This window comes from Nocardia cyriacigeorgica (assembly GCF_010858045.1).
Lineage (GTDB): Bacteria > Actinomycetota > Actinomycetes > Mycobacteriales > Mycobacteriaceae > Nocardia > Nocardia cyriacigeorgica_E.
On sequence record NZ_JAAGVC010000010.1, the window covers coordinates 106,888 to 128,889 of the forward strand.

Below are 22,002 nucleotides of genomic sequence, written 5' to 3' on the forward strand. Positions count from 1 at the left end.
GGATGAGGCTCCACTAGGCTGACCGCGACGTGCAGTCGGTACGACAGGAGCCGGAGGTTGGGCGCGCCGATGACAACGAACGACGATGTGCGGTCGGGGCAGTTGGTGCGCCGGGTCGGGGGCGCGCTGGGGCAGGCGGTGCTGGCGACGGTTGTCGCGGCCGTGGTCGCGGCGGTCGGCCTGTACGCGTTTTCGCTGGTGCAGTGGCCAGCGTTCAACTCCTCCAATGTGACTCGCGCCCTCACCACAGTCGGGCAGGTGGCCTCGGCCCTGCTGCTGGTCGCGTCGATCGTGCTGATCCGGCGCAAGACCAAGCTCTGGTTGGCGAAACTGCTGTCGTGGGCCGGGATTTCGGCGTTCGTCACGGTGACGCTCGGGATGCCGCTGGCCGCGACCAAGCTGTACCTGTTCGGTGTCTCCGTCGATCAGGAGTTCCGCACCGAGTACCTGACCAGGCTCACCGACAGCGCAGCGCTGCGCGATATGACCTACGCGGATCTGCCGCCGTTCTATCCGGCCGGATGGTTCTGGATCGGCGGCCGGGTGGCGAATGTGCTCGGCATGGACGGGTGGGAGGTCTTCAAGCCGTACGCCATCGGCTCGATCGCGGTGGCCGCGGTGCTCGCGCTGGTGCTGTGGTCGGAGCTGATCCGCGCGGACTGGGCGGTCGCGGTGGCGGCGGCGGTGACGGCGGTCGGGGTCGCGTATGCCGCGCCGGAGGCCTATGGCGCCGTCATCGCGATTCTGCTGCCGCCGGTGCTGGTGCTGGCCTGGGGTGCACTGCATCGGCCGGGCGTACAGCGGGGAACCGCAGGTGGCTGGGGTGCGGTGCTCGGCACCGGGATATTCCTGGGGGTGGCCGCCACTTTCTACACGCTGTACCTCGCGTTCGCGGCCTTCGCGGTGACATTGATGGCGCTGGTCGCGGCGGGGTACGCCGCCGTCACCCACCCCACCACCGCCCAGCGGGACATGACCGCCACGCAGCCCGCCGCCACCTCGGGCGCCAATGCCACCCAGGGCACCGGGGGCGGCGGTGCCACGCGGGACGCCGATGCCACGCAGGGCCCGGGTGCCACCCTTGCCACCACTGCCACCGGCACCACCCAGATCACCGCTTCCACGCAGCGCTCCGGTGTGAGCGACGGCGGCGCGTGGCGGGCCGCACTTCCTCCGCTGGCGCGGCTCGTCGTCATCGGCGCGATCGCCGGGCTCATCGCGCTCACCGTCTATCTGCCGTTCCTGCTCGAGCTGCTCGGCGGCAGCTGGCCCAGCGGCGGCACGGCATTCCACTATCTGCCCGAGGCCGGCGCGGAGCTGCCGTTCCCGATGGTGGAATTCTCGCTGCTCGGCGGGTTCTGCCTGATCGGCACGATCTGGCTGGTGCTGCGGGCGGGATCGTCGCGGCGGGCGCAGGCGCTCGGGATCGGCGTGCTGGCGGTGTATCTGTGGTCGCTGCTGTCGATGCTGGCGACCGTGGCGGGGACGACTCTGCTGTCGTTCCGCCTGGAACCGATTCTGCTGGTGCTGCTGGCCGCGGCGGGTGCGTTCGGTTTCGTGGAGGGCGCGCGGGCGGCGTATCAGGCGTTCAACGAACCGGAGCGGTTCCGGATCGTGGTGGTCGTGGTGGCGCTGGTCGGTGCGCTGGCCTTCACCCAGGACATTCCGCGGGTGCTGGCGCCGGAGATCACCACCGCCTACACCGACACCGACGGCGACGGCGTGCGCGCCGATCAGCGCGACCCGTCGGCGGTGGCCTACTACCGCGAGATCGACGCCGCGCTCACCGCCCGAACCGGACGCCCCCGCTCGGAGACGGTGCTGCTCACCGCCGACACCACCTTCCTCGCCTACTACCCCTACTTCGGTTTCCAGGGCCTGACCTCGCACTACGCCAACCCGCTCGCCGAATTCGCCGAACGCGCGGCGGCGATCGAAGCGTGGAGCGCGCTGGAATCCCCGCAGGAACTGCTCGACGCGATGGACGCGGCGCCGTGGCGGGCTCCGGATGCGTTCCTGTTCCGGCGCAGCGGCGAGGACTACACGCTGAGGCTCGCAAAGGACGTCTATCCCAACGATCCGAATGTGAGCCGGTACACCGTCGCCTTCCCCCGCGCGCTGTTCGACGATCCGCGCTTCACCAGCACCGATATCGGTCCGTTCACGCTGATCACGCTCGCGCGCTGAGGGCGGCGGGCAGGCCGCGGGTTGTCAGCTCGCACTCAGGGTGGTTGGGTACGGTGGGCTGCTGATCCGGCCGGCACGAGGAGTTGTATTACGTTTTGAGTGGGGAACCTGACGTCGAGCGGGGTGGATCGACGGCGGTGGAGGTCGCGACGGAAGGGCCGTCGACGGCCCCGCGGCTCACCACCGGCCACACACCCGAACGGACCCGTCCGCGGCTGCGGATACCGCGCGCCGACCTGCTGGTCGGCACCGGCTACCTGGTGCTCGCGACCGTCATCCTGTCCGGGCAGTGGCGCGATACCAGCGGCTCCTACCTGATCAAGAGCGGCCAGGACCAGACCATGTGGGAGTGGTTCTTCGCGGTCACCGCCCATTCGGTCGCGAATCTGGAGAACCCGCTCGGGACGAATCTGCAAAACTTCCCGGCCGGGGTGAACATGATGGCCAATACGGCCATGTTCGGCGTCGGGATCCCGTTGACGCCGGTCACCCTGTTGTTCGGGCCGACGGTCACCTTCGTGTTCGTCCTCACCCTCGGCCTGAGCGCGACCGCGTTCGCCTGGTACTGGCTGTTCTCCCGGGAACTGGTGAGTTCGCGGACCGCGGCCGTCATCGGCGGTCTGTTCTGCGGCTTCGCGCCGGCGATGATCTCGCACGCCAATGCCCACCCGAACTTCGTGGTGCTGGTGCTGCTGCCGCTGATCGCCGGGCAGCTGATCCGGCTGGTGCGCCGGGCGAGCGTGACCGAGCGGCCGGGCCACCGGGTTCGCGATGCGCTGATCCTCGGCTTACTGGTGGCCACGCAGATCGCGCTCGGCGAGGAACCGCTGCTGATCTTCGCGCTCGCCATCGCGGTCTTCGCCATCGGCTACTACCTGCGCGAACCACGGGCCGGGCTGCTCGTGCTGCGCCGCGCCACCCCGACGGTGGCGCTGGCCGCGGCGATTACGCTCGCGCTCACCGCGATCCCGCTGTGGTGGCAGTTCTTCGGGCCGCAGAGCTATCGATCCATCGACCACGGTCCGATGGGCAACGATCTCAAGGCCATCGCCCAGTTCCCCTCGGAATCGCTCGGCGGCATGTTCGCCCCCGGCCAGAGCGTGGCGATCAATCCGACCGAACAGAACGCCTATTTCGGCTGGCCGCTGCTGTTGCTGCTGGTGGCGACCGTCGCGCTGCTGTGGCGTGAGCGCATGGTGCGGGCCGCGACGGGCGTCATCGTGGTGTTCGGGGTGCTGTCACTGGGTTCGGAGGCGGAGTTCGGCAAAGAACCCACCGGCATCGCGCTGCCATGGCGGCTGCTCGAATCGGTGCCGCTGGTCAACTCCATGCTGGAATCCCGGCTGACCATGGCCGCGATTCCGGCCATCGCGGTGATCCTGGCGCTGGCCACCGAACGGGCCGTCGCCCTGTGGAAGGAGTCCGCGGTCGACCCCAAGCCGCTCGGCTGGTTCGCCGCGCTCGCCTTCGCGCTGCTGCCGCTGGTGCCGACGATCCTGCCGGTGGCCGAACGCCAGGAGACGCCGCAGTTCTTCGCCGACGGCACCGTCGACCGGTACGTCGACCACGGCTCGGTGGTGGTGGTGCCGCCGCCGCGCCCACCCGACGCGCGGGCGCTGCGCTGGCAAGCCGACGCGGGCTTCACCTTCCCGCTCGCCGGCGGCTACTTCGTCGGGCCCACCGGCGCGGACAAGAAGGGCATCTACGGTCCCGCCGCGCGGGCCACCGCGTCGCTGCTGGTGAAGGCGCAGGACACCGGAAAGGTTCCGGCGATCGACGCCGACGACCGCGCGGCGGCACTGGCCGATCTGCGGTACTGGCAGGCCGACGTGGTGGTACTGCCACGCACCACCAACGCCGATACCCTGCGCCAGACCATGACCGAACTGCTCGGCACCGGACCGACCAGGGTCGAGGACGTCTGGGTGTGGGACGTGCGGATGCTGCGTTAGCTTCGGCGCCCAAGGGCAGGCAGCGGGCTCCGTCCGGCAGCGCCGGTTAGAGTCGAGTCCCGTGCGACCGGACCGATCTCCCAGAGCGTTCAACCGTCTCCGCCTGATCGCCCTCGTCTCCGGATTTCTCGGATTCGTGCTGGCGTTGCTGACCCCGCTGCTGCCGGTGCGTCAGGAGCAGGCGGTGCTCGACTGGCCGCAGGCCGGGCAGACGAGCGTCGAAGCGCCACTGGTGAGTTACGAACCGCTGCGCCTCGAGCTCACGGTGCCGTGCCCGGTGCTGCGGGACGCTACGGGCACGCTGGTCTCCACCATCCCGATGGAGTCGGATCAGGCCTCGGCCAAGGGGCTGATCGTGGCGGTGCGCGACGGTTCGCTGTCGGTGCTGTTGCGTGATGTGCCGTTGCTGTCGGCGCCGGTGGCCGAGATCGGCGATTGTGAAGTCGTGCGGGTCACCTCGGAAGCCGCGGCCACCAGCGCCGAGATCGCCGGGGCGAATCGCGCGGATGGAACGCCGTTCCGCGCCACCGTCACTCGCGATATCCGGCCGCAGATGGTCGGCGTGTTCACCGAATTGGAGCAGGCGCGGCTCGACGGCATCCGGTTGCACGCCGATATCGATTCGCGTTTCAGCTCCTCGCCCAGCGTGTTGAAGCTCGCCGCGATGATCATCGCGGTGCTGAGCACCATCGTCGCGCTGATCGCGCTGCATCTGCTCGACACCTCCGACGGGCGACGTGCGCGCCGCTTCCTGCCCGCGCACTGGTGGCGGTTCACCCTCGCCGACGGCGCGGTGCTCGGCACGCTCGCGCTCTGGCACGTCATCGGCGCCAACACCTCCGACGACGGCTACATCCTGAACATGGCGCGCGCCTCCGAGCACGCCGGCTACATGGCCAACTACTACCGCTGGTTCGGGGTGCCGGAGGCGCCGTTCGGGTGGTCGTACGAGGTGCTGTCATGGATGACGCGGGTCTCCGACGCCAGCCCGTGGATGCGGCTGCCCGCGCTGCTGGCCGGCGTGGTGTGCTGGCTGGTGATCAGCCGCGAGGTGCTGCCCCGGCTCGGTGCGCGAGTGCGCCGCAACAAGGTGGCATTGTGGACGGCCGGGCTGGTGTTCCTGGCCTTCTGGCTGCCCTACGACAACGGCCTGCGGCCCGAACCGCTGATCGCTGCCGGTGCGCTGCTCACCTGGTGCTCGATCGAACGCGCCATCGCCACCTCGCGGTTGCTGCCCGCGGCGATCGGCATTCTCATCGCGGCGTTCTCGCTGGCTGCCGGGCCGACCGGGCTGATCTGTATCGCGGCACTGATCGCTGGGTCACGGCCGGTGTTGCAGGTGATCGTGAAGCGCGCGCGGGGCGAGGTTGCGACGCAGTCGGTGCTCGCCGAGGCTCGGGCGCGGGCGCGGGGCGAAGCTCGGCCGGACGGCGTCCCCCAGCGACCTGACAGCCGGGTTCGGGAACCCGATGCGAAACCCGCTCAGCGCCCGCGCGGTTCGCTCGCCAGCGGAACCTTCCGCTACGCGGCGCTGCTCGCACCGGGCATCGCCGCCGGAACCCTGGTGCTGGTGGTCATCTTCGCCGACCAGACCCTGGCCACCGTCATGGAAGCCACCCGGGTGCGCACCATCGTCGGGCCCAACGTCGCGTGGTTCGACGAGCGCACCCGCTGGGACTCGCTGCTCATGCTGGCGCCGGACGGTTCGCTCTCGCGGCGTTTCGGTGTGCTGCTGATGCTGCTGTGCCTGCTGGTCTGTGTACTGCAAGTGTTGCGCAAGGGCCGGATTCCCGGCACCTCGCGTGGGCCGTCGGTGCGCATCCTCGGCATCGTGTTCGCCTCGCTGCTGCTGATGATGTGGACGCCGACCAAGTGGACCCATCACTTCGGCGTGTATGCCGGGCTGGCCGGTTCGCTCGCCGCTTTGGCGGCGGTCGCGGTGGGCGTCAACGGGATTCGCTCGGCGCGTAACCGGGCACTGTTCGCCGCGGCCGTGCTTTTCCTGCTCGCCATCACGTTCACCGGGTCCAACGGCTGGTGGTATGTGTCCAGTTACGGTGTGCCCTGGTGGGACAAGGCGCCGCTGGTGGCGGGCAAGGGCATATCGACGCTGTTCCTCGGGCTCAGCGTGCTGGCGCTGCTGGTCGCGCTGTGGCTGCATTACCGGCAGCCGTATCAGCGTTCCGGCGGTTCGCGATGGGGCCGGTACGCCTCGGCCCCGTTGACGATCGCGGCCGCGCTGATGGTGATCTTCGAGGTGGCCTCGCTGGCCAAAGCCGCCGTTTCCCAATACCCCGCGTACTCGGTCGCGAAATCCAATGTGCGATCCCTGGCCGGTGAGCCCTGCGCGCTCGCGGATTCGGTACTGGTGGAAACCAATACCGCCGATTCACTGCTGACTCCGTACGACGGCGACCCCGCCGACGGTCTCGTCTCCAGCGAACCCGGCGTACAGACGGTCGGATTCACCCCCGACGGCGTGGCCGACGATCTCACCGCCGACGCCGAGGAAATCGCCGGCGGCGGCGCCAATACCGTCGAAACCGATAACGACAACAAGACCAGCGACACCACCGGCGCGGGCACCGGCGGCGGCACCACCGCGCAGGCGGGCATCAACGGGTCGACTGTCGCGCTCCCGTTCGGCCTCGACCCCGCCCGCACCCCGGTGCTCGGCAGCTACCAGGACGACGACCAGAAGCAGGCGAAGCTCACCACCCAGTGGTATCGCCTCGACCTGTCCGACTCCCTGCGCGACGACCCCGCCTACCAGGTGCTCGCCATCACCGCGGCCGGTCGTATCCGCTCCGTCGACGCCGACGGCGTGCTCACCTACGGCCAGGACCTGGTGCTGGAGTACGGAACCCGCGCCGCCGACGGCACCATGACCGTCCTCGGCGCGATCGCGCCGACCGATATCGGACCGGCGCCGTCCTGGCGCAACCTGCGCGTGCCGCTGGACCAGCTGCCCGCCGAGGTGAACGCGGTGCGCCTGGTCGCCACCGACAATGACATCACCCAGCGGCAATGGCTGGCCATCACCCCGCCCCGCCTGCCGCGCCTGGCCACCCTCGATTCGGTCGTCGGCCACACCGACCCGGTCCTGCTGGACTGGCACGTCGGCCTGGCCTTCCCCTGCCAGCGTCCCTTCGACCACCGCTACGGCGTGGCCGAGGTCCCGCGCTGGCGCATCCTGCCCGACCGCGTCGGCTCCGACGCCTCCAACGCCTGGCAGGACGACATCGGCGGCGGCCCCCTCGGCTGGACCGAACTACTACTGCAAGCCGAGACCGTGCCCACGTACCTGAACGACGATTGGGGCCGCGACTGGGGTTCGCTGGAACAGTTCACCCCGTACGACCCGGATGCGATGCCGGCCGAACTCGACATCACGACCGTGACCCGCTCGGGTCTGGCCGACGACTCCCCGATCCGGATCAGATGACCCGAGCGAGTTCCTCGGGCGACAGGGCACTGTCGACGTAGTGCCAACGTCACCGCACCGCCGCGACGGATGTACCGCCTGCCTTCCCTCTGGTGGGTATATCCGCCCGCGGACGGGGTAGATTTTCCGGCCGCCGGCGATACCGCGCAGTAACTCACCGGTCACTCAGTGTCGGCCCGGGAAACGTTGCGCTACTGCTTGTTTCGATCTCAGGATTTACCCAGCGTCGAGTCGTACAGTTGAACCTATGACTCCGGCCTTCGAAGATATGCCCCTGCGCGATCTCGTCGGACTGCTCACCGACGAGGAGCAACGAGAACTGCGCCCGTCGGTGCTACGGGTGCTCAATCGGTTACCCGATCAGGAGGTGTTACGGCGCGAACTCGGCCGGCGCCTCACCAACGTGTAGTCAGCGAACTTCCCTCGTCCACCCAAAGGGCGGTGCTCGTCATATCGACGAACACCGCCCTTCCTCAGTTTCCTAGGCGCGCGACCAGAAGCCGATCACCCAGAGATCAATTCGGCGAAGGAGACGTCGACCGGCACCGGATCTTCCATCGTCAGGCGGCGCGTGTGCAGGTAGACGAGGTGGTAGCGGCCGTCCGACAGCCGGAATTCCTCGATCTGGGAGATTCCGTCGCCGGATTCGTTGGGGTACACGATCAGGTAAGCGGGGATGCCGGCCGACGCGTACACAGCCTTTTTCTCGACGGTGTCGGTCCGGAAGGAGCTGTCGGGCGAAACGATCTCCACGACCAGTACGGCGTCGCCGGCGTAGAGCCGTTCGTCATCCTCCAGGCAGTGATACACCGTGACGTCCGGGCGGCGCAGGCTCAACGGAACGTCGCTGAGCCGGACGTCGACGTCCGTTTCGACCATCAGGCATGGCTCGGGCTTACGGCCGCTCTCCAGTGAGGCAGCCAACCTGCGCGCCACCCGGTTGTGCAACCGCGACGGACTCTCGCACTTCACGATGTGCCCGTCGACCACCTCGATGGTGCGGCTGAAATCCGCAGGCAGATCCTCGTATTCCGCCGCAGTAATCTGCGCGGGGATCCACCGGTACCAGTCGCTCGGGGCGCCGCTCGTCATGCCGACGAGCGTACCGCCAGACTTATAACAGTCCAGACTGCTCAGAAGTCCCGCACCTTCCCCCGCATCCGCAGCCCGGAGCCGGCTTCCGCAGAAAGGGCGGTACTCGTCGATATGACGAGCACCGCCCTTCGTCACGTTCTGGGACGGCTCAGAACACCCGGAGCTTGCCCGGCTGCCACAAACCGGAGCGGGTTTCGGTGCCCGTCTCCAGTTCGGCCGGGACTGCCTCGTAGTACTGGTCGTAGCGTTCCAGGGAACCCCAGTCGCGGGCCCAGTCGTCCTTCAGATAGGTGGGCATGGTGACCGATTCGGCGAGCATCTGGGAGAAGCCGAGGGGGCCGCCGAATTCCTGGGCCTGCCAGGTGTCGGTGGAGCTCACGGCCAGCGGGCGGTCGGGCAGGATGCGGTAGCGCGGGACCTCGGCCACGCCGTAGCGGTGGTCGAAGGGACGCTGGCAGGGGAACTGGAGGCCGACGGCCCAGTCCAGCAGCACGGGCTGCTCGGAACCGAGGAAGCTGTTGGCCGATTCCAGGGTCGGCACCCGCGGCGGGGTGAAGGCCAGCCACTGGTCGCCGATCAGGATCGGGTCGTTGGCGACGATGCGCACCGCATCGGCTTCGGGGGCGATCTCGTCCAGCGGCACCCGCAGGTTGCGCCAGGACGGGAACGGTCCGATATCGCGGGGCAGGTAGGTGCCCAGCTGGGTGACGCTGCCGTCGGGCTGACGCTTGCCGTAGTCCACGGTCAGCGACTGGCCGTACTGCATGGCGCCGGTGTCGTCGTAGGACAGGATGCGCCCGGCCGCGGAGATGACGATCAGCGGCTTGTCCTCGGACCGCTCCGGCAGCCCGTACCAGCTCGACGTCACGAAGGCCGGCTTCTGCACGCCGTTCTGGTAGCTACCGAGCACGGGTGTGGTCGCCGGGTCGAGCCCGAACGGCAGGGCCACGGTGCTGCCGTTGACGCCGAGCGCGCCCTGGCCACCGCCGGTGCCCGCGCTCTGCCCCTCGGCGAACGCGGCGCCGACCGACTGGGTGGAGGTGTTACCGGTGCCCGGCTTCACCTCGACGGCGTCGGCGGACAGATCGTCGGGCACACCGTTGGGATCGAAGCCCTCCGGGTCGACGCCGGCCAGCGGATCGTTCGGGTTGGTCGGCGGGTTCGCCGGATCGATGATCGGGGTCAACCGGCCACCGTTGGGATCGGCTTCGACCAGCACGTCGTTGGCGAGACCGCAGCTGGAGCCGGTGATGGCGTCGAAGTTCGAGCGCGCCAGCGAATAGCCGGGGTACTGCGAGTACGCGCCCTTGACCAGCGAGAGCACCTCGAACAGCACCATCGCCGCGGCGACCAGCGTCAACGGGATGGCGGCGAATTTCCGGATCCGCCGCCCGCGCGCCGAGCGCGGCGAACTCGGCGGTTTCGCATACCCCTCACGCAGCGCGTGCCAGGCCACCAGCGCCAGCGCCAGTCCGAACAGGATCAGGATGACGGTGTTGGACTGGATGCCGCTGACCGAGACCCGCTTGTCGAACCACGGCACCCCGAAGCTGGAGACATACCAGTAGCCGTTGATCCCGGAGAACGCCACCGCGAGCACGAACAGCAGACCCGCCAGGAAGATCGCCCGGTTCTTGCGCGCACGCAGCGCGCTGGCCGACACCGCGACCGCCGTGACCGCCGCCAGCGAACCGGCGATACCGGCGTAGGCGCCGAAGTGGTGGGTCCACTTGGTCGGGTTGAACATCATGAAGAAGATCGTTCCGAACACGATGCCCATCAACCGCCAGGTCGGGGCGCTGGCGATGCCGGGCACCCGGCGCCTGCGCAGCAGCACCAGCATGGTGGTGAACAGGCACAGCAGCATCACCAGGAAGGCGAACCGGCGCGAGACCGAACCGTCGACGGTCTCCACGAACAGGTAGTAGTAGCGCAGGTAGTCCTCGTACCAGGCCAGGTTGGGGCCGGTGGCCTGGCGGACCCGGTTGGCTTCCTGGATGCCCGCGAAGGTCTGATCGCTGTAGACGACGGTCAACACCAGTAGACCGGCGGCGGCGATCGGCGCGAGCAGCGGCAGCGTCCCGTGTTCGCGCCGCTTACGCACCACGATCTTGACCATGGGCCGGATACCGGCAAGCAACGCGGCCACACACATCAGGCCGGTCGGCGCGGCGGCGAGGGTGAACGCGGCGATCAGCACCGCGGCCGCGGCGGGCAGCAGCCGCCCGGTGGCGATGGCCCGCTCGATCGAGACCCAGGTCAGCAGCGCGCCGAGCGCGACGATCGGCTCCGAGCGCAGGCCGTTGTCGAACGGCAGCCAGAAGGCAAGGAACACCAGGCCACCGGTCCACAGCGCCACCCGGCTGTTGCGCACCCCGCGACCCAGCCGTGGCACCACCTCGCGGCTGATCACCATCCAGCACAGGATCGCGCAGGCCAGCGCGGGCAGACGCACCCACGGGCTGGCCGTCGACACCTCGGCGAAGAGCTGGATGACGTAGTAGTACCAGCCGAACGGCGCCTCGGGGACGCCGTACCAGCGGAAGTAGTTGGCCATATAGCCGGCGTCCGGCGCGACCCGGACCATGCTCAGGATGTAGCCGTCGTCGGAGGTGTTGGCGCCGACGAAATGCCACACCAGCAGCGTGCCGATGACCGCGCCGTCGGCCCAGCTCGGCTTGAACCAGTGCGCGGGCAGGAACCGGCGGTGACCACGCCCGTCGCTGGTGTCCAGCCGGGCCAGCGCCGTCAGCGCGATCAGCGTGCACAGCACCGCCGCGATCATCGCGATCATCTTGATCGCGGTCGGCGTGGAGCTGTAGCGGGTGTCGATGGTGGTGTCGAAGGCCAGGCCGGCGGGGACCTCACCCTTCAGGTCGGTGAAGACGCCGACCACCTGCGGCCGCAGATCGCCGAGCAGCTGCCCTTCCACCGGCTGACCCGTATCGGTGGTCAGGCCGTTGAAGATCGCGTGCGTGCGGTCGATATCGGAGGTGATGGTGATGTCGGTGCAGCCGGCCAGCTCATCGCGCTGGGCGGAGGCGACCACGGCGTTGCGGTCGACGACGTCCACCGAGGTGTCCGAGACCCGGACGAACAGTGCCTCCAGCGCCGCCCGATCGCCCTGCGGCGGCGCGGTGGCCAGCAGCATGCCGCCCTGCGGCGGCAGTTGCGCGACCGCCGAACACGGGATGGTCGCGCGCAGCTCGATCGGCACCTGCGACATCAGCGGCGCCTGCACATTCGTGAGCTGCCCGTTCTGCGGCCAGCTCAGCGTCGCCGTCGTCTGCGTCACCGGTAAGAACGGCGTGGCCAGCGCGAACAGGGCACCGAGCACTCCCGCGACCAGCGCGATGAGCCGCGCGGTCCGGAAATCGCGCGGAGCGACCTGCGGTGCGGGCGGCGTCTCCGGCAAAACAGCGACTGCATCTGACACGGTTGGGAAGTCTAGAGCGCGGTGCCAGACGGGGCGTGCTCAGCACGACATTGCCCGGGCGGCGGCTATTTAGCAGAACGCGGATTCGGAAGAAACGGCACCCGAATTACCGTCGACCGGTGGGGCTAGTGGAAAGCTGTGGGGTATGACAAAGGTGAATCTCGAGACGAACTACGGAACCATCGGGCTGGAGCTGGACGACGCCAAGGCACCGAACACGGTGAAGAACTTCCTGGAGTACGTGAACGCCGGGCATTACGACGGCACCATCTTCCACCGCGTCATCCCCGGCTTCATGATCCAGGGCGGCGGCTTCGACGGCGATATGAAGCAGAAGCCGACCAAGGCCCCGATCCAGAACGAGGCGGGCAACGGCCTCAAGAACGACCGCTACACCGTCGCCATGGCGCGCACCAACGACCCGCATTCGGCGACCGCGCAGTTCTTCATCAACGTGGCCGACAACGACTTCCTCAACCACACCCAGCCGGCCGGCCAGGGTTGGGGTTACGCGGTGTTCGGCACCGTCACCGAGGGCACCGAGGTGGTCGACAAGATCGCCGCGGTTTCCACCTCCTCGCACGGCGTCCACCAGGACGTTCCGTCGGAGAACGTCGTGATCGAATCCGCGAAGGTTGCCTGATCTCGCTGTCTGACTGCGGCGCCTCCGCGCCGCGTGTTCTCGGCCCCTGATGGCTCGCGTTTCTGAACCGCTGCTTGCCTTCGGCTTGCGCATCGGTCGCGGAAACGCGAGCCGGGCCGCGAACCCTGACGCTCGATCGCGCTTCGCTCGACATCGGGCGCAACCAGCCGATGTCTGCTGGCTACGCCGCTATGCCCACTTCTACAGCGGCAGCAGGTGATGTTTGCGCGGGCTGCGCAGGATGGTCTTGTCGCGCAGCAGCTGCAACGCCTTGCGCAGTTCCAGCCGGGTGGCCGACGGCTCGATGACGGCGTCGATGTAGCCGCGTTCGGCCGCTACCCACGGCGTAGCGACGGTGGCGTTGTAGAAGTCGATCATCTGCTGCCGGATCGCCGGGCGCTGATCTTCCGGCGCGGCCGCGATCTGTTTGCCACCGATCAGGCTGACGGCGCTTTCGGCGCCCATCACCGCGATGCGCGCGGTCGGCCACGCCAGGTTGACGTCGGCGCCGAGCTGCTTGGAACCCATCACCGCGTAGCCGCCGCCGTAGGACTTGCGGATCACCACCGTCACCTTCGGGACGGTCGCCTCGACGAAGGAGAACAGGAACCGGCCGCCGCGCTTGATGACGCCGATCTTCTCCTGCTCCACACCCGGCAGGAAGCCAGGAGTGTCCACCACGAACACCAGCGGGATCTCGAACGCGTCGCACATGCGCACGAAATGAGCGGCCTTGTCCGAGGCCCGCGCGTCCAGCGCGCCCGCGTAGACCATGGGCTGGTTGGCCACCACCCCGACGCTGCGGCCGTCGACCCGGGCGAAACCGGTGATCAGATTGCGTCCGGCCGTCGCACCGATCTCATGGAATTCACCGTCGTCGAAGATCCGCAGCAGGATCTCGTGCATGTCGTATCCGGCGTTGTCGGAATCGGGCACGATGCCGTTCAATTCCAGGTCGGTGTCGGTGATCTCCGGTTCCAGACCAGGATTGACGATCGGCGGCTGCTCCTGGCATGAGGTGGGCAGATACCCGAGGTAATCGCGCACCCACTGGAACGCCGCCTTCTCGTCCTCGGCGACGTGGTGGATATTGCCATACTGGGCCTGGCTGTTGGCTCCGCCCAGTTCCTCGAGGCTGACGTCCTCGCCGGTGACCTCGCGGATCACCTTGGGGCCGGTGACGAACATGTACGCCTCTTGGGTCGCCACCACCACATCGGTGTTGATCGGGGCGTACACCGCACCACCGGCACATTTACCGAGAATCATGGAAACCTGCGGCACCAGACCCGACAGCGGCTCCTGACGGCGGCCGAGTTCGGCGTACCACGCCAGCGAAGTGACCGCCTCCTGGACGCGCGCGCCGCCGGAGTCGTTGATACCGACGACCGGGCAGCCGACCTTCTCGGCGTACTCCATGATCGCGGCCACCTTGCGGCCGAACATCTCACCGACCGATCCGCCGTAGACGGTCTGATCGTGGGAGAACACCGCGACCGGGCGTCCGTCGACCAGGCCGTGCCCGGTGACCACGCCGTCGCCGTAGAGGGCCTCCGGATCGCCCGGCTTGCGCACCAGCGCACCGACTTCCACGAAGGTGCCCGGATCGAGCAGCATATTGATCCGGTCGCGGGCGCTGGGAATTCCCTTCTTCGCCCGCTTGGCCACCCCCGCTTCACCCGCCGGTTCCTGCGCCAGCTCGAGGCGTTTACGCAGGTCCGCGAGTTTCTCGGCAGTCGTGCTCACTTGGCCCCTTTCGCCTCGATTTCCGCGAGCTTCGCGGACAGGTCCGCGCCGATCTTGCCGATGCGCGGCTCGTCGATGATCTGCAGATGGTCGCCGGGGATGTGGATGACCTCGAGGTTGGGCACGTACTCGTCCCAGCCACCGTTGGGCAGCCGGTCGGCGTAGCGCGGCTCCAGCTCGAGCATGCCGTCGTGGTAGCGGTCGGCGAGGTAGAGCACCACATCACCGTCATAGCGGGTCGGGCGGACCTTTTGCAGCGCACGGTTTTCGATCCACGAGGTGCGCTGGTGTTCGAGCACCCCGCCGGGGATCTTCGCGCCGGTCATCTTGATCAGATCCGACACCATCTTGAACTGCTCTTCGTCGGATGCGTTGGCCAGTTCGAGCAGCTGGTCCCGATCGAGTTCGCCCTGCACGCCGTAGGTCTTCTGCGCGAACGCCTGGTAGCGCTCCATCCGCCGCACCCGCTCCTCGGGGCTGTTGTCCTCCCCCTCGGCGGGAATGGCCAGATCGATCAGGCCGACGATGCGCACATCGGCGCCCTCGGCGCGCAGGATCTGCGCCACCGCCATGGCCAGCACGGCACCGAGCGACCAGCCGTAGAGCACGTACGGTCCGTCGCCCTGGATCTTGCGCAGTTCGGGCACGTACTGGCGGGCGCGTTCGTCGATATCGCCGTCGACGCGCTCGAGGCCGTACATCGGGGTGGTCTCGGGCAGCTTCTTCAACAGCGGCTCGTACACCAGCGTGTTGCCGCCGGAGGGATGGAAGACGAACACCGGCACGGCATTCGAGCCCTCGGCGCGCGGGCGCAGCGGGCGGATGAAACCGTCCACGTCGGCGCCGCTGTCCTGCAATCTGCGCACCACGTCGGCGAGATCTTCGATGGTCTCGGAATCGAGCACATCGTCGACGGTGATCTCGGCGCCGACCCGCTCGGTCAGCCGCGCGGCCAGCTTCTCGGCGGTGTCCTCGTCGAGGATCGGCAAGGTGTTGAAGATGCCCTTGGCCGACTTGCCGGTGACGACCGCCCAGGTGGCGAAGGTCAGGCGTTCGGCGGCGTCACGCGGGGGGACGTCGTCTTCGGTCTCGGGCTTACCGCCGAAGAGGGCGGCGGGCGCGGCCTCGGTCTTCGCGGCGGGCGCGGCCTCTGCCTTCGCGGTAGGGGCAGCCTCGGCCTTCGGCGCGGGGGCCGATTCAGCCTCGGCGACAATCCTTTCCGCCTCGGCCTCGACCGTCGTGTCCTCGGTCTTCGCCGACGCACCGGCGGCAGCCTGCACCACCGCGGCCGGATCCTCGCCCGCCTCCAGCGCGGCACGCGCGGCGGCGACGAAGCCCTCGTCCACGCTGACGTCCTCGCCCGCGGCCTGGCGCTCGGCGATGGCCTGCACCTCGTCGCGGTGTTCGATGGCGTACCGCAGCACCTTGCCGACCTCGTGCAGGCTGGCATCGCGCACGGCCTGGATCTGCAGCTGCGGGATATCGAATTCGTATTCGACGCGGTTCTTGATCCGCATGGCCATCAACGAGTCGAGGCCGAGTTCCATCAGCGGGATCTCCATCGGCAGATCCTCGACCGCGTACCCCATCGACTCGGCGACGATCAGTGCCAGCCGCTCCTCGACGGTCTGCGAGCCGTTGGGATCCCAACGGTCGCCGAAGGATTCGGTGACCTCGAGGTCGGTGCTCGCGGCGGCCTCGACCGGCGCGGCCGTAACCGGTGCGGCCGCAACGGGTTCGGGCAGTGCGGCGCCCGAGGTGACGACGGCGTCGAACAGCAACCGGAACCCGGCGCCCTCACGCGCGTGCACCTGCACCGACGCCCCCCCGGGATGCGGGGTCAGCGTGGTGGTCAGCGTGCCGGAAGCCGGCGGTGCGCTGTGCGCGATGGTCGCGCCGAGCGAGACGTCGCTGAGCACCTGCGCGGCCGAGGCCTGCACCAAGGTGGCCAGATCGGTGACGGCCGCGGCCTGCACCTCCCACACATGCCTGCCGTCGGGCAGCGCGACATGCGAACCGGGCGCCCGGCCGCTACCGCCGGTGGACATGGTGGCCTTGGGCCAGTACTCCTTGCGCACGAACGCCGTGCGCGGGATGTCGGCGTAGTCACCGGCGGGCAGCAGCGACGGCAGGTCGACGGCGTGGCCGTGCACATACAGCTGCGCCAGCGCCGAGATCACGCCTGCCGATTCGTCTTCCTTGCGCTTGAGCGTCGGAATCAGCTGCGCGTCGTGCAGTCCGGCCGCGAAGGTGGTGCCGAGCACCTGCATCAACGCGACCGAGTTCGGTGCCAGCTCCAGGAAGGTGGTGATACCCGAATCCACCGCGAGCTTCACCGCGTTGGTGAAGTACACGCTGTGGCGCATGTTCTTGACCCAGTAGTCCTCGTTGTGGATCGGGTCGTGGCCGGGAGCGTAGAACTGCTCCTTGTCGACGGTCGAATACAGGCCGACCTTCATCTTGGTCGGCTCGATACCGGCCAGCTCGGCGGCCAGCTCGCCCAACAGCGGGTCCATCTGCGAAGTGTGGCCGGCACCGCGGGTCTGCAGCACCCGGGCGAACTTGCCGGACTCCTCCACCCGCGCCACGATCTGCGCGACCTGCGCCTGCGGACCACCGATGACGGTATTGGTCGGCGCCGCGTAGACGGCCACCTCGACGTCGGGGAACTCGGTGAGCAGCTCGGCGACGTCGTCGGCGCTCAGCTCGACCAGCGCCATATTGCGCACATCGTCATCGCTGATCATCTGCTCGCCCTCGCCCATCAGGCGCGAGCGGGCGCAGATCACCCGCACCGCGTCCTCCAGCGCCAGACCGCCCGAGATGTAGGCGCCAGCGACCTCACCCATGGAGTGGCCGACGACGGCGGCGGGTTCGGCGCCGTGCGCGCGCAGCAGCGCGGCCAGGCCGAGCTGAATGGTGAAGATGCCGACCTGCGAGGTGCCGACGTTGTAGTCCTGCGCGTCGTCGAGAATCATCTCGCGAATGGAGTAGCCTGCCTCGTCCTGCACCAGCTCGTCGACCTCGTCGACGGTGCGGCGGAAGATCGAATTCTCCTGGTAGAGCTGCTTACCCATCTTCCGGTGCTGGGCGCCGAAACCAGCGAACACCCACATCGGGCCCTTGATCGCGGGGGCGTCGGCGGTGAACACACCGGTGCCCGGCTTGCCCGCCGCGATGGCGCGCAGACCGGCGACGGCCTCCTCGTGGTTCTTGGCCAGCACCACACCGCGCGAACGCCAGTGGCTGCGCTTGGCCAGCGACCGGGCGACATCCGCCAGCGGAACGTCCTTGCCCGGGCCTTCCAGCCAGTCGGCCAATTCGGCGGCGGCGCGCTTGCGGCGCGAGGGCAGGTAGCCCGACACCGGGAGGATCACCGGCAGCGGTTCGGCTCGATCGGCGGACCATTCCGGCTCCGCCGCAACGGTTTCCGCAGCCGCCTCCGACTCGGCGACGATGCTCTCGGCCTCGGCCACCACATCGGTGGTCTCGGCCACCACATCGGTGGTCTCGGCATCGGTGTCGGCGCCGTCGGCGACCTGGGCCGCTGCCTGCGCGGGCACGTATTCCTGCAAGACCACGTGCGCGTTGGTGCCGCCGAACCCGAAGCCGGAGATGCCTGCGGTCGCGATACCGCTGTAGCGCGGGAACTCGGTCGGCTCGTCCACCACCTTCAACCGGGCCTGCTCGAACGGGATGTACGGGCTCGGGGCGGAGTAGTTGATATTGGGCGGCAGCACATTGTGCTGAAACGCCATGACCACCTTGGCCAAGCTCGGCACGCCCGCACCGGATTCGAGGTGACCGAAGTTGGTCTTCACCGAACCGAGCAACGCCGGCTTGTCGGCGTCGCGGCCGCGGCCGACCACCCTGGCGAGTGCCTCGGCCTCGATGGGGTCGCCGATCGGGGTGCCGGTGCCGTGCGCCTCGATGTAGTCGACGGTGCTGGGATCGATGCCCGCGTCGCGGTAGGCGCGGCGCAGCACGTCGGCCTGGGCGTCCGGGTTCGGCGCGAGCAGGCCGTTGGAGCGGCCGTCGCTGTTGATCGCCGTGCCCTTGACCACCGCGTAGATGTGGTCGCCGTCGCGTTCGGCGTCGACGAGCCGCTTGAGCACCACCAGGCCCGCACCCTCGGAACGCACCATGCCGTCCGCGTCGGCGGCGAAGGCCTTGATCCGGCCGTCCTCGGAGGTGCCGGGCGCGAAGCCGAGCGTCGTCATCGGCATCAGCAGCATGTTCACGCCGCCGGCCAGCGCCAGATCGGCGTCGCCGTCACGCAGCGCGCGCACCGCCTGATGCAGCGCCACCAGCGTGGACGAGCACGCGGTGTCCACGGTGACCGAGGGGCCGCGGAAATCGTAGAAGTAGGAGACGCGGTTGGCGATGATGCCGTTGGAGCTGCCCATGATCGCGTACGCCTCGGCGGAGGCGGGCAGCGTCGGATCCGGGTCGGCCAGCCCGAGCGCGGCGATCATCTGGAAATCGCTGGTGGAGGAGCCGATGAACATACCGACCGGCGCGCCCTTGAGATCGCTCGCCGGAATCCTGGCGTGCTCGAGCGCCTCCCAGGTGAGCTCCATCATCAACCGCTGCTGCGGGTCGACCCGCTCGACCTCGACCGGCGACATGGCGAAGAACTCGGCGTCGAAGCCCTTGACGACATCCTGATCCAGGTAGCCGCCCCTGGTCTTACCCTCGGCGACGGCCTTGGCCACCGACGGTTCGCTGAGGAACTCCGACCAGCGGCCCTCGGGCAGGTCCCGGATCGCGTCGCCGCGGTTCATCAGGAACTCCCAGGTGGACTCCGGGGTATCCCCCGCGCCCGGCAGCCGCGTCGACAAGCCGACGATAGCGATGTCGTGTGCCTCGCCGGGGGCGTATCCGGCGGTGTAGGACAGCTCGTCGGACTCGTCCGCCGGCAGCTCCGGCTCACCGTTGACGATGACGTCGGCCAGCGAGGCGATGGTCGGATGCTGGTAGACCACCGTCGCGTTCAGCACCACACCGGTGAGTTCCTCGATATCGCCGCCGAGGGCCATCGCATCGCGCGAGGCCAGCCCGAATTCCTCCATCGGGCGGTCGACGGTGATCTGCTCGAGCGGCTGGCCGGTCGCGTCGGCGACCCACGTGCGCAGCCATTCCCGCAGCTCGGCGACGGAGATGTCCGGATTGGCCGGAGCTGCGGCGGTGGCAGCCGAATCGGCCTCCGCGCCGGGATCGACGTGGTGGTTGTCGGTCGTCTCGGGAGCCATGCCCTCGTTCTCAGCCATCAATCCTCAAGCTACCTGTAAGCGCGCTGGGCGCGGCGGCGAATGGGCACCGTCGCCCATCTCTTAGCGACGCCCAGCCGCGGGCATCGGTCGGTCGAACACGAAGTCTCTCGAACAGCCATATCGGTCGACGCCCCGCCCGCTGTTTCAGCGCGTGGACCGAACAGCGGGCAGGGCAGTCGGCCCGCCGCGGCATGCACCGCGACGGGCCGGGAAACTCACTCCTCCGGGGCGTCCGGGAAGGCTTGCTGGGTGTAGCCGCCCCGCAAGGTGCCGCCGATGTACTCGGCCTTGCAGGCTCGGCGGGCGATCTTGCCGCTCGACGTGCGCGGAATGGAACCGGCCGGTACCAGCAGCACATCGCGCACGGTGACGCCGTGACGCTGCGAGATGGCCGCGCGCACCGCGTCGGCGATCGGCTGTGGATCGGCCTTGCCCGCGCCCGGACCACGCTCGGCGACGATGACGAGCTGTTCGGAGGCGTCGTCGGCGTCGAACTTCAGCCCGGAATGGCTGCCCTGCTCGAACACCTCGGCGGGCAACTGGTTGGCCGGCACCGAGAACGCGGCGATGAAGCCGGGGCGCAGCGCCTTGCTCGCCTCCTGCGCGGAGTACTCGAGATCCTGCGGGTAGTGGTTACGCCCGTCGACGATCACCAGGTCCTTGACGCGGCCGGTGATGTAGAGCTCGCCGTCGAAGTAGACGCCGTAATCGCCGGTGCGCATCCAGTTGCCGTCGGCCGGCGCGCCCTCGGCGTGGCTGCCCGACTCCTGACGTTCGGTGAGCTTGTTCTGGAAGGTCGCCGCGGTCTCGTCCGGGCGGCCCCAGTAGCCGATGCCCATGTTGTTGCCGTGCAACCAGATCTCGCCGACGCGGCCGTCGGGCAGCTCATGGCCGCCGCCGTCGGATTCCACGGTCTCCGGATCCACGATGACCGCCCACTGCGAGCGCGCCACATAACCGCACGACACCTGGGCGATGGCGTTCTCGGCGCTCGGATCCACCTTGACCATGCGGCCGGCATTGAGCTCGTCGCGGTCGACGTAGGTGACCTTGGCCTCGTCCTCGGACTTGGTCGCGGAGACGAACAGCGTCGCCTCGGCCATGCCGTAGCAGGGCTTGATCGCGGTCTTGGGCAGACCGTACGGAGCGAACGCCTCGTTGAACTTCTTCATCGACGAGGTGGTGACCGGCTCACTGCCGTTGATCAGGCCGATGACATTGGACAGATCGAGCGATTCACCCTGCTTGGGCAGCCCACGCGCCGCGGCGTGCTCGAACGCGAAGTTCGGGGCGGCGGCGAAGGTGCCTGCGCCGTCGGAGACCGCGGCCAGTTCCTTGATCCAGCGGTACGGGCGGCGCACGAACGCGCTCGGCGACATGATGGTGATGTATTTGCCGCCGACCGCGGGCAGGATCACCGTCAGCAGGCCCATGTCGTGGAACAGCGGCAGCCAGGTGACGCCGCGGGAATTCCAGTCCAGGTTGATCGCGTCGACCATCTGCAGCAGGTTGGTGCCGACGGCGCGGTGGGTGATCTCCACACCGGCCGGTACCCGGGTCGAGCCCGAGGTGTACTGCAGGTAGGCGATGTCGTCGACGGCGATGTCCGGGCGGACCCAGCTCTCCCCGACACTGTCGGGAATGGCGTCGACGGCGATGATGCGCGGGCGCTGAGCGGCGGGCAGCGAGCGGAAGAACTGACGCACCCCGGCCGCGGAGGAGCTCGCGGTGAGGATGGCCGACGGTTCGCAGTCACCGAGCACCGCGTGCAACCGGTCGGTGTGACCGGGCTCGTCGGGATCGAACAGCGGCACCGAGATGTTGCCCGCGTAGATGGCGGCGAAGAAGGAGATCACATAGTCCAGGCCCTGCGGTGCGAGGATCGCGACCCGGTCGCCCGGGTTGGTCACCTGCTGCAGTCGGGCGGCCACCGCGCGCAGGCGCACCCCGAATTGCTGCCACGTCAGCTCGTGCACCTCACCGTCTCGCTCGCGCGAGTAATCGATGTAGCGGTACGCGAGCGTGTTCGCGTCATTGCGTGTGTGCTTCTCGACGTGATCGACCAGGGTGCGATCTTCGGGAATTGTGATGTTCCCGTTTTCGTCCAGGTAATCGTCGAAAGTCTCGTCCATTCCTTCTCCTCCGAGGCACACGCAGCCAGACGACGACATTCGCCGCTGTTACCTGTGAGGCCCCGACTCGCTTTCGCCCGCGGGAGCCCGGGT

General features: G+C 68.5%; 10 protein-coding genes. 5 read left to right on the top strand and 5 right to left on the bottom strand.

Going from position 1 to position 22,002, the window contains the following annotated elements; genetic code table 11:
- Positions 1-69: 69 nt before the first annotated feature.
- The 4 genes from GV790_RS12635 (at position 70) to GV790_RS30545 (ending at position 7,993) form a co-directional block, all read left to right on the top strand.
- Positions 70-2,187: a galactan 5-O-arabinofuranosyltransferase gene (locus GV790_RS12635; RefSeq protein WP_163813542.1), complete on the top strand. Its 2,118-nt coding sequence runs from the start codon at positions 70-72 to the stop codon at positions 2,185-2,187.
- A gap of 137 nt (positions 2,188-2,324) precedes the next feature.
- Positions 2,325-4,139: a YfhO family protein gene (locus tag GV790_RS12640; RefSeq protein WP_163813543.1), complete on the top strand. Its 1,815-nt coding sequence runs from the start codon at positions 2,325-2,327 to the stop codon at positions 4,137-4,139.
- Positions 4,140-4,200: 61 nt separating this feature from the next.
- Entirely contained in the window at positions 4,201-7,584 is a 3,384-nt protein-coding gene (locus GV790_RS12645) for an arabinosyltransferase domain-containing protein (protein ID WP_309138994.1), read from the top strand.
- A 247-nt stretch (positions 7,585-7,831) separates the two neighbouring features.
- Entirely contained in the window at positions 7,832-7,993 is a 162-nt protein-coding gene (locus GV790_RS30545; RefSeq protein ID WP_014348450.1) for a hypothetical protein, read from the top strand.
- A gap of 95 nt (positions 7,994-8,088) precedes the next feature.
- Here the strand turns inward: GV790_RS30545 and GV790_RS12650 are convergent, their stop codons facing one another.
- Together GV790_RS12650 and GV790_RS12655 are read right to left on the bottom strand one after the other, a co-directional pair.
- The gene (locus GV790_RS12650; RefSeq protein ID WP_163813544.1) at positions 8,089-8,814 is read right to left on the bottom strand and encodes a Uma2 family endonuclease; all 726 of its coding nucleotides are present in this window, start codon (positions 8,812-8,814) and stop codon (positions 8,089-8,091) included.
- 13 nt (positions 8,815-8,827) lie between these two features.
- On the bottom strand, positions 8,828-12,115 hold the full coding sequence (locus GV790_RS12655; protein WP_375139388.1) for an arabinosyltransferase domain-containing protein: 3,288 nt from the start codon (positions 12,113-12,115) through the stop codon (positions 8,828-8,830).
- Positions 12,116-12,260: 145 nt separating this feature from the next.
- Here GV790_RS12655 and GV790_RS12660 point away from each other — a divergent pair, with 145 nt between their 5' ends.
- Positions 12,261-12,758 carry a peptidylprolyl isomerase gene (locus GV790_RS12660; protein ID WP_130918458.1) on the top strand — a complete coding sequence of 166 codons (498 nt, stop codon included), beginning with the start codon at positions 12,261-12,263 and terminating at the stop codon, positions 12,756-12,758.
- 201 nt (positions 12,759-12,959) lie between these two features.
- Here GV790_RS12660 and GV790_RS12665 read toward each other — a convergent pair whose 3' ends face one another.
- The 3 genes from GV790_RS12665 to fadD32 all read right to left on the bottom strand — a co-directional run bounded on the left by GV790_RS12665 (position 12,960) and on the right by fadD32 (position 21,909).
- Entirely contained in the window at positions 12,960-14,504 is a 1,545-nt protein-coding gene (locus GV790_RS12665) for an acyl-CoA carboxylase subunit beta (protein WP_163813545.1), read from the bottom strand.
- Positions 14,501-19,774 (bottom strand): polyketide synthase Pks13, encoded by a 5,274-nt coding sequence (gene pks13, locus GV790_RS12670; protein WP_178127828.1) that lies wholly within the window; start codon positions 19,772-19,774, stop codon positions 14,501-14,503. The genes GV790_RS12665 and pks13 overlap by 4 nt, the downstream gene beginning before the upstream one ends.
- 218 nt (positions 19,775-19,992) lie before the next feature.
- Complete coding sequence (gene fadD32 / locus GV790_RS12675) at positions 19,993-21,909, bottom strand: long-chain-fatty-acid--AMP ligase FadD32 (protein WP_163813546.1); 1,917 nt, start codon at positions 21,907-21,909, stop codon at positions 19,993-19,995.
- Positions 21,910-22,002: the final 93 nt, after the last annotated feature.